Origin of the sequence: Neolewinella antarctica, assembly GCF_011927835.1 — a bacterium.
GTDB lineage: Bacteria > Bacteroidota > Bacteroidia > Chitinophagales > Saprospiraceae > Neolewinella > Neolewinella antarctica.
Genome location: NZ_JAATJH010000002.1, coordinates 207653 through 220426 on the forward strand (window position 1 = coordinate 207653; position 12774 = coordinate 220426).

The 12774-nt window shown below is 55.9% G+C and carries 6 protein-coding genes; 2 read left to right on the top strand and 4 right to left on the bottom strand.

All coding sequences use genetic code 11. The annotated features are described in order from the left end of the window. Nucleotides 1-143: 143 nt before the first annotated feature. On the bottom strand, nt 144-1322 hold the full coding sequence (locus GGR27_RS06200; RefSeq protein WP_209037892.1) for an SPL family radical SAM protein: 1179 nt from the start codon (nt 1320-1322) through the stop codon (nt 144-146). 86 nt (nt 1323-1408) lie between these two features. On the opposite strand from GGR27_RS06200, the gene GGR27_RS06205 reads away from it, so the two are divergent. Continuing rightward, nucleotides 1409-1621, top strand: a complete 213-nt coding sequence (locus GGR27_RS06205) for a hypothetical protein (protein WP_168036554.1) — start codon at nt 1409-1411, stop codon at nt 1619-1621. 90 nt (nt 1622-1711) lie between these two features. On the opposite strand, the gene GGR27_RS06210 is transcribed toward GGR27_RS06205, so the two are convergent. After that, nucleotides 1712-4813 (bottom strand): DUF7619 domain-containing protein, encoded by a 3102-nt coding sequence (locus GGR27_RS06210; protein WP_168036555.1) that lies wholly within the window; start codon nt 4811-4813, stop codon nt 1712-1714. 288 nt (nt 4814-5101) lie between these two features. Continuing rightward, entirely contained in the window at nt 5102-8257 is a 3156-nt protein-coding gene (locus GGR27_RS06215) for a DUF7619 domain-containing protein (RefSeq protein WP_168036556.1), read from the bottom strand. A gap of 213 nt (nt 8258-8470) precedes the next feature. On the opposite strand from GGR27_RS06215, the gene uvrA reads away from it, so the two are divergent. Beyond that, on the top strand, nt 8471-11410 hold the full coding sequence (gene uvrA / locus GGR27_RS06220) for an excinuclease ABC subunit UvrA (RefSeq protein ID WP_168036557.1): 2940 nt from the start codon (nt 8471-8473) through the stop codon (nt 11408-11410). Between the two features lie 218 nt (nt 11411-11628). Here the strand turns inward: uvrA and GGR27_RS06225 are convergent, their stop codons facing one another. Further along, complete coding sequence (locus tag GGR27_RS06225) at nt 11629-12696, bottom strand: hydroxymethylglutaryl-CoA reductase (RefSeq protein WP_245184468.1); 1068 nt, start codon at nt 12694-12696, stop codon at nt 11629-11631. Nucleotides 12697-12774 lie beyond the last annotated feature (78 nt).

Below are 12774 nucleotides of genomic sequence, written 5' to 3' on the forward strand. Positions count from 1 at the left end.
CGTAACTATCAACTGCGTACTCTCCCGGTCGCTGTACCGTCGCGGCGCGAAATATGGTAATGATCCACGATAAATTCTCGCACCGGAACGGCGCGGAAACCGGACATGCCGTACGGAGTACGGCCGCTACCCTAGCCGTAGTTTTAAGTGAAATAAAGAATCGATTCTTCCCCAAAACGATTCCCGACTTCCCGGTACATCCATTTTTTCAACGCCCCGAGTTGGTTTTTTTCGTAGACGAATTTGTGACCGCCGAATTTATTGAACTTCTTTCGCCGTCCTTCTTCTTCGAGATCGAGCTTTGTATTAGGGTACCAGTCCAGCAACACCTGTTTGGAGCCCGGGGTAAAGCGGTGGGTGATCAGTTCGAACGTGATGTCAGCGTCTGTACCGACGGCGGTTGCTACCCGGTCCAGCACGTCCGCGTAGCTCTCTTCCCAGCCGGGGAAGGGCATGATCGGGGCGAGCACCACGCCGACGGGGTAACCCGCTTCACGAAGTTTGCGGAGCGCTTCGATGCGTGCGGTTAGGTCGGCCGTGCCGCCTTCGAGCTTTTTCGTCACCCAATCTGCATTAAGACTAATGCGGCAGCGGGTGCGTCCCTGGTGGTCGAGGTTTAGCAGTGGGGTAACGTCGTCGTACTTCGTCACCCAGCGGAGACTCGCACCGGGGGAGTTCGTGCTCGGGTCGGGGCCTAGCTGACCAAATTTTTCGATCGTGTGGCTGATGCTTCCGGTCAGGTGCTCCAAACCCAGGGGGTCGGTGTAACAGCTGGCTTCGAAACTAGTAGCGCGTTCCTCGCCCGGTTGGATGTAGTTATCGACGTTACCGAGAATGGTATTTAGGTTAGCGTAAACCCGGGTAATTGGCGCGCCGGACAAACTGCCCGCCAGGTAACAGTACTGACAGTGGGCCGGGCAGCCCTTGGCGAGGTGGAACTGCCAGTCGGCTGACGGAGGAATGGGCGTAAGTTTCATTTGCCCCGGCGGAGCGTTGACCACGGCAAGGGTGTTTTTTGCTTTTTTATAGGTTTCCCGGGTGGTACTACCACCAAGTCGGGGGAGGCGGTTGCCTTTCAGTCTTTCGTAAACTACGCCTAGTTCGTCCAGTCTTGCGGCGATACGCCGGCCGTGCTCTTCCTCCCAGGCAGCGGCGGTGAAATAGACGTGCTTGGGCTTCCACAGCTTAGCGGAACGGCCCTTACCGGTCTTTTTTCTCCGAAAGGTATCCACCGGAGGGGCGACGGACTGGCTGATGGGTTCTTCGGCGTGATCGGCTGGTAGGCGGCCGCTGATGTGGGGGGCTTCTCTGAGAGGTTTCAAGGGATGTAATTTTATTCAATACGGAAGCTCCACCACCAGTGTTGCGGCAGCACCCTGTTGAATAGCCCGTCCGTACCTTCGCCGCCATGACGACGCTTAGTTTTGGTACGATCCTCTTTTATCTCGAAGACAGAAACCACGGTTACGTTCGGCTTCAAGACACTAGGGAAGAATTTCACTTCCGAGTCAAAAATCTGCGCTACCCAGACCCCAAAGCGGGCGACTTGGTGAAGTTTCGTATCAAACGGACGGGGCAAGGTTACGTCGCGGATCGAATCGAAAAAGCTGGCTTAGCGTAATGCGCTGGCGCGGGTACCGGGTATTTCGGTAAAGGGCAGGGTACCCTGGCACGTATCTACCCCGCTATTCCCCAATTTCCTTCGCACCCGCTACCGAGCCACCATGAACTGCTTTCTACCGATGATTTGGCCATTACTTTCAACCACCAAAACGTAAGGACCAGTGGGTAACGCACTGACATTAATCGGCTGATTGCGACCAGGATAGGCGTACGTCCCCACCGTGCGGCCAAACACGTCGACGGTGCGCAAACTAACGTTGGCATTCACTTTCAACTCAGGCAGCTCAACCCGAAGTTCAGCGCCTACGGGGTTGGGGAACAGCTCGATTTTTATCGCAGCATCGCGCAAGTCATCAGTCAGCGAACTGAACAGGGAAGGCAAGGGCTCGATACGCGTACGCGCGTATTCCGTGATCACGGGATCGTTGAAATCAAAATAAATACCCGCCCGGTTCCGGAATTGGTCACCTCGCTCCAGGGTCGTGACGTGGTTGATCTTGTATTTTACGACGCCCATACTACCGGTGACGTTCGTGAAGCTATCTACCAGTAAAATATTGTCAAAAGTGAAAATCAGCACCCGCCCGCTGTCGATTCTCACCCTGTAATCATGACTCGAAGTACCAAAATCGATGGTCGCGATGTCCAGCTCAACGGGTAAGGTGTCGCGAATAACGACGGTGAAGGCAGTGTCGGTGCCGGTGTTCTGATAGTGAAGCTCATAAGTTAACCGCGTGCCCGGCGGAACGTCGCCCATTTCACCGAGCCCGACGGGGAATACGAGCTTTTCGTTGGGGTCGAAGCTGCCGGTGTTCGTCCGGCAGTAAATGCTACGCCCCGCGAATCCATTGTCGGAGCTAATCTGAACGCCCGATCCGGTCATTACTCCACCACAACCCTCCACGATTGCGGAAGGATAAGCCGAGCCAACACCCGCCGCGGTGGCTTGTCTGGCCACGACCTGTACCGTCGAGCCCGTGGCCGGGAAACTCAGCGTCAGCGTCTCACCTGCTTCCAGGCCAGCTACTCTTTTAGATCTGCTTTCGTCCAGTTCCGTATTCACGTAAACGAAGTATTCCAGGGCGTTGGCCATCGCTTCCGTACCGATATTGGTAATGTTGAAGCGGGTGCTATCTCCGTCGCACGGGTCGGCCGTTACGTCGACCAGCGCGCGCTCGTCGCCCGGGTTGCAGGCGTTATCGCTCGAAATCTCGGCTTTGATGCAGTGCAGTTGCCCGCGGATGGCATCACAATTCACTTTAAAGTCGATGCGCAGTTGACCCCGCCCGAGTGCGGGCAAATCGGCTAGATCAAACGTCAGTACGTCGCCGGAACGGGTGAATGTTTCCGTAGCCGTCACTTCATCGAATAGTGAATCTACGGTCACTTCCAGTACGGTATTCTCCGCTACCTCACCGCCCCGGTTAGCGTAGCTTACGTAAGCCCGGTTGTCGAAGCAAACTCGGAAACGCGGGCTGGTGACGTCGACGTTGAGGCTAGCGCAATCCGCCACTTCGGCCATTGCCAGGTTTATTTTAGTTTCGAAGTCAGGGTTGACGGTGTAGGATGGCAGCGGAGACGGGCAGGGGAGGAGTGATCCATCCTGGGGCTTCGCTGCGCTGGCGCGGTAAGTATCCGGCGGGATGCGTCCTTCCCAGTAACCCGTATCGTCCGTTTGGAAGAGGTAGGCGCGGGTGCCGTCGTCGTTGGTAAGATTCACGTTGACGCGGGGTATGCTCGGGCCCGCGTCGTCCAACGAGCCATTGCACGAGCCATCCTCGTTCAGACTGACTACGCCACTTACGTTCGGGATTAATTTACAGGTGTCGGCGGTCGCTACGATGGTGGACAGGGTGGTATCGCCACATTCGGAGGTGACATCGACGGAGTAGGTGCCCGGTTGCGCACCGTAGAGATCGGCGAACCAACTTGTTGATCGGTCCGGTACGATCGAATCGGCCGGGCCACGAAAGCTAAATTCGTGACTGTCGAAAAAATCGGGTGTGGTCGGGTGGTCAACGAACAGGTAGTTGGCGTCGAGCAAACAGGGGTCGATCCTTTCTTCGCGTAGGGACAGACCGGCGAGTCGACCGTCCACGACCTGCAGGCCACCAGAAACCGCGCACGAGCTACCGGGGGCAGGACGTACCGCGTAATTAGCGTGACGATCGACGATGAATTCGTTGGCGGAAGCGCCCCAGTCGGAACCGGGCTCGCGTAGTTGGAACTCAACTAATTTGTAAAAGCTTTCCGGTAGCGTAATGGTGTCGAGGCCGGTCGCGCAGTCCAGTCTAAAAATGCTTGGTTGCGGGAAGACGTATTTGGTGGGCTTAGCTACGTATTTACCGAAGGCGTCGCAACCGTTGTCCAGGGATACGGTCACGTCGTAGCGCTGCCCGACAACCGGTTGGCGCAGGATGGAATCGGTCGAGCCGTCACTCCACTGGTAGCTCACGGCGCTAGCGAAATCAATGGCTTCAATGGCTAGGTGCACCTGCGTAGAGTCCGTGCAGTGCGAGCCGGTTTGCGTCAGCTTGAGTGGGGGCGTGGCCGGGGGGACCACGAAACTAAAGCTGGCCGAGTTGCCCGCGAAGGATACCGTGAATTCGTTATTGCCCGAAACCAGTTCGTCCAGGATCAGGGTGTCGCCCGGCGTGGGGACGGATTCGCCGTTGATGGTGAGCTCCGCGCTGCTCAGGCTGGTACTGACCACTTCGTAATCCCCGCTCGGGTTAGCGCAACTGGGCTCCCGGAGCGTACGTACGAAAACGTCTAGTAACAACCAGCCAATGTCCGCGTCCGAAGTGACGTCCTGGTTTGCTGCCAAATCAATCTCCACCTCAAAGCTTCCGGCGTTGACGTCACTATCACGCGTCGGGTCGTCGCCCTGCTTACGGGATGTTGCGAACACGATTGGCGTCGGGGGGAGAAACTCAATAATGTAGGTGCCGGCGGCTAAGTCGTTGAAAGCATAAGTGCCGTCTTCTTCGATGTCGATTTCGAGTGGCTGTGCCGTCCTGTCCTGAAATAACGCCACCCGGCCGGGGACCGGTAATTCTTTCTCCTGACGGATGCCGTCGCGGTTCATGTCGAACCAACTACGTCCGCTAATGGACCCACAATTTTCGGTACAATTTTGTGCAAAGAGAGGTGTACTGGCTAGGGCCAGGAGCAAAAACAAAAAACGCATGTGAAGTAGGTTTATAAACTGAGAGGCCCCAAAGATATACAAATTTGCAAATCGATAATACGTGGGGCCGACAAATGGCACGTTTGAGCGCGGCTCCATCAGTTATCTGGATGGGCGCGCGGAGATCCGTAGAATGGAGCGCAAAACGGCCAACACTCACTCAAGGAATACAAATCACCATAAAACCGAAACTCGCACCCTAAATTCGACGAAACCGGACGTTCGTGAGCATCTAGCGCACGTGCGCCCACGTCGGTGCGCTGCTATTTTTAATAAACCCAGCACCCGCTACCGAGCAACTACGAATTGCTTTCTACCGATGACGTGGCCCCCGCTTTGTGCCACCAGAACGTAAGTGCCAACGGGTAGCGCACTAACGTCAATCGGATCACCCTGCTTGAAATAAGGGTACGTTCCTGCCGTCTGACCAAATACGTTTATGACTCGTAAACTAACGTCAACGGGCCCGTTCAAATCCGGCAATTCAACCTGGAGTTCATTGCCGACGGGGTTAGGAAACAACTCGATGCGGACGGGGAAATTTCTAAATTCCGGAACCAAAGAATTAATTAACGAGGGTAATGGCACAATGCGCGTACGCACGAATTCCGTAATGACGGGCTCGTTGAAATCAAAATAAATACCCGCACGATTTTGGAATTCATCACCTCTCTCCAGTGTCTCAACGTGGTCGATCGAGAAACTCACCACCCCCATACTGCCGGCTACGTTAGTAAAGCTGTCCACCAGCAAGATATCGTTGAAAGTAAAAGTGAGCACCCGTCCGTCATCAATCATCACGTCGTAATCGTGACTGGAGGCGCCGAATTCAATCGTCGCTACGTCCAGCTCAGCGGGAAGAACATCGCGGATGACGACCGTAAAGGCAGTATCGGTGCCGGTGTTTTGAAAGTGGAGTTCGTAGGTCAGGCGCGTCCCCGGCGGAACGTCCCCCAGATCGCCGAGGCCGGTCGGGAACACGCGTTTCTCATTCGGATCGAAACTGCCGGTGTTAATCCGGCAGTAAATACTGCGCCCCGCAAATCCGTTATCGGAGCTGATCTGAACGCCCGCCCCGATCATGATCCCACCGCAGCCTTCCACGATCGCGGACGGATAAGCTGAGCCTATCCCGCCCATAGTGGCCTGCCTGGCCACGACCTGCACCGTTGCACCCGTAGCGGGGAAGGTTAAGCCCAGGTTTTGCCCCGCCGCTAGTCCGGCTACTCTTTTGGATTCGTTTTCGTCCAGTTCCGCATCCACGTAAACGAAGTATTCCAAGTCGCTACTCATGGCTACCGTACCGACGTTGGTAATGTTGAAGCGGAGACTATCTCCGTCGCAGGGGGCAGCCGTTACGTCAAGCAGTGCCCGGCCGGTACCGGGGTTGCAATCATTATCGCTCGAAATCTCGGCCTTCAGGCAGTGTAACTGTCCGCGGATAGACTCGCAACTTACTTTAAAGCCGAGCTGAAGCTGGCCCCGCCCGAGCGCCGGGAGATCGGACAAATCAAAAGTCAGTACGTCGCCGGAGCGGGTAAAATTTTGCGTAGCGGTCACTTCCTCGAAAAGCGGATCTACGGTTACCCTGAGCAGGGCGTTCTCTGCCATCTGACCACCCCGGTTAGCGTAGCTGACGTAAGCCTTATTTTCGAAGCAAACCCGGAAACGCGGGCTGACCACGTCGACCGACAGGCTTGCGCAGTCCGTCACTTCGATCATCGCCAAAGGGATGAATGCTACGAGGCCGGGGGGAAAGGTGTAGAATGACCGTGAAGACGGACAGGCTACGAGCGAGCTATCCCGCGGCGTGAGGACGGTGATGCGGTAGGTATCCGGTACGATGCGTCCTTCCCAGTAACCATCATCGTCCGTTTGGAACAGGTAGTTTCTGGTGCCACCGTCGTTGGTCAGGCTAACGTTGGCGCGGGGTATGGCCGTGCTTGCCGAGTTCGAGGAGTCGTCGCACAATCCGTCATTATTCAGGTAGACTAAGCCGCTCACGTTCGATATGAACTCACAGGTGTCGGCGGCTACTACGAGCGTGGAAAGGGTGGTATCGCCGCATTCGGAGGTGACGTCGACGAAATAAAGCCCCGGCAGCGCGCCGTAGAGATCCGCGAACCAAGTTTTTTGTGGATCGGGAACAATCGAGTCCGCCGGACCGCGGAAGTTGAACGTGTGGGTTTTGGAGAAATCAGTGGTGGTTGGGTGGGATACGAACAAGTTATTTGCGTCGAGCAGACACGAGTCGATCCTCTCCTGACGTAGCACCATGCCGGTGAGCCGATCATCCAGGACTTCAAACTCGCCAGACACCGCGCAAGAACTGCCGGGGCCCGGACTGAGCGAATAAAAACCAGGCTTATCGACGGTGAATTCGCTGGCGGGGTCGCCCCGCCCGGCATCGGGGGGGCGTAATCTGAATTCAACGGCTTGAGAAATACTTTCTGGCAATGCAATTGTCGCTAAGCCAGTTACACAGTCCAGGCGGATAATACTGTCCTGGGGGAAGGTGTAAGGAGTAGCCCTAACCCGGTAGGGAAATTCGCTGGTCGCCTGGCAGCCATCGTCCAGTGTAACGGTAACGCTGTAGCTTTCACCAACCACTGGCTGCCGCACTACTGAGTCGGTCGAGCCATCACTCCATTCGTAGCTGGCAAAACTTGAAGAGTCAATTGGCGCTACGGCTAGCCGTACGAGAGTGGGGTCGATGCATTCCGACCCAGCTTTTATCACTTCAACGGGGAAGGGTTCTGAAACAAAAATATTCTGTACAGATTGAGCTTCGTAGATTAAAGTTCCGTTACTGAGTCTTCTGGATTTACCAAGAGATATTTCGAGATAGTGTCCACCGGGCGTCAAGCTATCCAGCAGCGTAGCCTCACCGGTCCGGGGTACTGGCTGACCATCCACAAAAATAATTGCGGGAGCGCGTCCTTTAATTATGACCTCCACCGCCCCCGTTGGATTTGCACAGGTGGCCTCCCGAACCGTGCGCACGGAAGGGCTCTCTGTTACTATCCAGCCTACGTCGGCGTCCGTATTTATTTCCTGGCCCGCCCCTAAGGTGATCTGCACGTTGTATTCACCCTCGTTCACGTCGGTTGCGTCACTGTCACGTGCTGGATCGCTACCTTGTTTGCTGAGTGTTGAGTAGAAAGCAAACCCGCCGGGTGGTTCGAACTCGAGGGTGTAATCTCCGGGGGGTAAATCCGTAAAAGTATATTCCCCGCTAAATTCACTTTTCTCACTAATCAACGTGGATCCATCATTCCCGTATAGTTTCACTTCGGTAATGGTGAGACTTTCGCTATCCTGGCGTATGCCATCGCGGTTCTCATCCAGCCAATTTAATCCACTGATGGAGCCGCAGTCATCACCACAATTTTGTGCAAGGAGAGGCGTACCGGCTAGAGCCAGGAGCAAAAACAAAAAACGCATAAGAAATAGGTTTATAATCGAGAGGCCCTAAAGATATAAAAATGACTCGTAGTGCCGATAAATACGTGATGGGCGCGGTCGCGGGTGCCGAGGAGAAGCGTAAGGAGCAAAGAGGCTTGGCCATTGTCGATCCGGGAAATACGTACCGTAACAAAACCTAAACCCAAGCCCCGAGGTTGGTAAAAAGGACGTCCACAAGCGCCCGACCCCCGTATGCCAATATCCCCCGCTCCTATCCAACAAGACCCCGCACCCGCGACCACGCAAGAAACCAAAAAGCGTAAGAAAGCCAAGAAAAACGAACTCCCGCACTCCGAACGCTTCCTGACCGTCATCGGCGCCAAGGAGCATAACCTGAAGGACATCAGCGTGGAACTCCCGCGCAACGAACTCGTCGTGATTACTGGCCTTTCCGGGTCGGGTAAATCCAGCCTGGCCTTCGACACGATCTACGCCGAAGGGCAGCGGCGCTACATGGAGACCTTTTCCAGCTACGCCCGCCAGTTCATGGGCACGATGGAGCGGCCCGACGTCGAGCAGATCACCGGCCTTAGTCCCGTTATTTCGATCGAGCAGAAAACGACCAACCGCAGCCCGCGCTCCACAGTGGGGACGGTGACCGAGATATACGACTTCCTCCGCCTCCTCTACGCCCGCGCCGGCACCGCCTATTCCTACGTGACGGGCGAGCCCATGCTCCGCTACACCGAGGAGCAGATGAAGCAACAGATCGCGGAACGCTACGCCGGCAAGAAAATCATTGTTCTCGCACCGCTGATTCGGGGCCGGAAGGGGCATTATCGGGAGCTGTTCGAGCAAGTCCGTAAGCAAGGCTACACGAAGGTGCGCGTGGATGGTGAGATTCAGGACCTCAAGGAAGGCATGCAGGTCAGCCGCTACAAAGTCCACGACATCGAGCTCGTCGTCGACCGTATCAAGATGAGCCCCGAACGCGCGGAGCGACTCAGCCAGAGCCTCCAGACTTCTCTCAAAATGGGCGACGGACTACTGTTTATCCAGAACGACGACACCGGAGAAGTAAGCACCTTTTCCAAGAACCTGATGGATCCGGAAAACAACATCAGTTACGAAGAGCCGAGCCCGAATACCTTCAGTTTTAACTCCCCCTACGGCTACTGTAAAACTTGCCGTGGATTAGGAAATCTGAATAGCCCGGACATTGAAAAGATCATCCCGGACCGCAAAAAAAGTATCAACAAGGGTGGTCTCGTCCCCCTCGGTGAAAACCGGGAGAATACTACTTTTAAGCAGGTAAAAGCCATCGCCAAGACCTACAAATTCAAGCTTTCTGACCCGATCGAAAAGATCCCGGCGGAGGGACTGAACGTAATCCTTTACGGCGCGAAAAAGAAGGCCGGCCGCCAGAAGAAAAGCAAGTACGACCGCACGGCCCACGACATGGTTTGGGACGTCGAAAAGAATGGCCTCGTCGCCATGATCGGCCGCTGGTACGAAGAAACGACCAGCGAGCGCATCCGCACCTGGGCCGAGGACTTCATGACCATCGACACCTGCCCGACTTGCGATGGCGACCGCCTCCGCCGCGAAGCCCGGCACTACAAGATCAAGGACAAAACAATCAGCGACCTAGCCCGCATGGACCTCGGCGAATTAGGCGTATGGATGGACACGGCCGAGGTTGGCCTCGACGAGCGCACGACGCTAATCGCCACGGACATCCTTAAGGAAATCCGCTTCCGTCTACGCTTCTTGCTACACGTGGGCCTCGGCTACCTGAGCCTGGACCGCCCCGGCCGCTCGCTTTCCGGCGGCGAAGCTCAACGTATTCGACTGGCGACGCAGATCGGTAGTCAGTTGACGGGCATTACCTACATCCTGGATGAGCCGAGTATCGGGTTGCACCAACGGGATAACCAGCGCTTGATCCAGGCGCTAAGGGATTTGACGGACATCGGTAACACCGTCCTCGTCGTCGAGCACGACAAGGACATCATGATGGCGAGTGATTACTTATTGGATCTCGGTCCCGGTGCCGGCATCAAGGGCGGTAAAGTCGTGACGGCCGGTAAACCGAAAGAGTTTTTGTTGCAAAAAAATGCCGGGAGTATTACGAGCGACTACCTGGCCGGGCGTAAGAAGATTGAGATCCCGGAGAAGCGCCGCAAAGGCCACCCTAAACAGTATCTGGAACTGAAAGGTGCCAAGGGTAATAACCTAAAGAACGTCAATATCAAGATTCCGCTCGGGACTTTTACCTGCGTAGCGGGCGTGAGTGGTTCGGGGAAATCAACGCTGATCAACGAGACGCTTTACCCCATTCTCCGCCAGCACTTCTACAACTCGGTCAAGCGGCCGCTGGAGTACAAAACCATCAAGGGCTTGGATCACATCGACAAAGTGATCGACATCGACCAGTCACCAATCGGGCGGACGCCGCGGTCGAATCCGGCTACTTATACCGGTGTGTTTACGGACATCCGTGCGTTGTTTACGAAGTTGCCGGAGTCGATGATCCGTGGTTACAAACCTGGCCGGTTCAGTTTCAACGTCAAGGGCGGCCGCTGCGAAACCTGCAAGGGCAGCGGGATGCGGACGATCGAGATGAACTTCTTGCCGGACGTGGAGGTCCAGTGCGAAACCTGCCAGGGTAAACGCTTCAACCGGGAGACGCTGGAGATTCTGTACAAGGGCAAGAGCATCAACGACGTGCTGAACATGTCCGTCGCGGAAGCGTCGGATTTCTTCGAGGCCATTCCGAAGATCTACCGGCGGATGAAGACGCTGAAGGACGTCGGTCTCGGTTACATTACCCTCGGCCAGCGGGCGACGACGCTTTCGGGTGGTGAGGCGCAGCGGGTCAAACTCGCCGAAGAACTCAGTAAGCGGGCTACCGGGCAGACGGTTTATATTCTGGACGAACCTACCACGGGCCTACACTTTGAGGATATTCAGTACTTACTGCGCGTTCTCCAGGGCTTGGTCGACAAGGGAAATACCGTCATCGTGATTGAGCACAGCATGGACGTGATCAAGGTTGCGGACTACCTGATCGACATGGGGCCGGAAGGTGGCCGGGGCGGGGGCACGCTGGTGGCTAAGGGGACGCCGGAGCAGGTGGCTAAGGTCGAGGAAAGCTATACCGGGCAGTTTTTGATTCCGGAGTTGGCTTAAGACGTGATCGCCCTAGCTGAGTAGTAGTGAATTTACCGGTGACCCCCCGGACGCTCGGAGGACAATTTCAGGAGTTTCGCTTTGCTACCTTCCTGAAATCGACGCTCCGAGGACCTAATCTTGTCAGAAATAGCTGAGCTTAGAGATCCTCGGAGCGTCTCCCGTAGCGCAGCGCCGGGAGTCCTCCGAGCGTCTGGATGAAGGGTTCTCTAAGCAAACTATTTAGCAACGGCCTTCCGCCCCAGCCGCTCGTGCGCCGAAGAAAAGTGACCGGCCGATAGTGCGGCGAGAATTGAAAGTTCCCCCGCCAGGCAAACGCCCGCCGTGATTTCAGCGAATTTATTAGCTTTCCCCGCACCGAAGCAGTCCATAATTTCTAAGCATTCTCTTTGGGTGGGCAGGCCGGTGCCACCACCCACCGTTCCCACGATCAGGTTGGGAAGCGTGATGGAAGCGTACAAATCTCCCGCCTGGGTCAACTCCATTTTTACCGTACCAACGGCCGCTTCGGCAACGCAGGCAGCATCTTGCCCACAGGCGATGAACAGCGCGGCCAGACCATTTGCGAGGTGAGCGTGGACCCCGATCGTACCCGTCTGAAGGGCACCGTAGCAGGCGGCGCGGCCGAAGTGGTCGATCTTTTCGGGCGTGGTTTTCAGAACGTCAACAACGATTTTTCTCGGCAGAACGAGCTCCGCGCAGACCCGCTTACCACGGACGGACTGGAAACTGGCGTAATTAGCCTTTTTATCACCGGAAGCATTGACTTCCAAGTACCAGTTAGTGACCTCCCCCGGGAAATGCTTGGCGATGTAGTGGCAAATCCGGTCGGTACAGATGGTGACCATGTTCTGTCCGGCGGCATCCCCGGTAGTGAAGGAAATGCGGAGAGTAACGGCGTTGCCCTCCAGGGTGGGGGAGATGGTGGTTAGCTTAGCGTAGCGGCTGTGTTCGCCGGTGATACGCTCGAAATCAGCGTGGTGCTGCTGCACCCAGGTAAGGAAGCTAACGGCGGTGGTCAGGTCGACGAGTTCGAAGTAAGGAGCGCGTTGAACACCTTCGGTAATGACCTTTACGGTAGCGCCACCGGCGACGGTGATGGCTTTCATGCCGCGGGAAAAGGAGGCGACCAAAGCCCCTTCGGTCGTTGCCAGAGGAATATTGAACTCACCCTTTGCGTGGTCGCCGTTCATCAGAATCGGACCGGCCAGGCCGACCGGCACGCGGGCCATGCCGAGGAAATTCTCGATGTTGCCGCGGAGGTCTTTTGCCGTTGGGTTGGGCAATGTTCCCGCCAGATGGGGCCGCTTATTTTGATCCTCGATGGTTGATGGTTTTATGCTTTGGTGGGACGCTTTTTCGGG

Bases quoted from the DNA above. Each gene is read 5' to 3' on its own strand.
- GGR27_RS06205 (WP_168036554.1), top strand. From the start codon at position 1,409: ATGACGACGCTTAGTTTTGGTACGATCCTCTTTTATCTCGAAGACAGA.
- GGR27_RS06210 (WP_168036555.1), bottom strand. From the start codon at position 4,813: ATGCGTTTTTTGTTTTTGCTCCTGGCCCTAGCCAGTACACCTCTCTTT.
- GGR27_RS06215 (WP_168036556.1), bottom strand. From the start codon at position 8,257: ATGCGTTTTTTGTTTTTGCTCCTGGCTCTAGCCGGTACGCCTCTCCTT.
- uvrA (WP_168036557.1), top strand. From the start codon at position 8,471: ATGCCAATATCCCCCGCTCCTATCCAACAAGACCCCGCACCCGCGACC.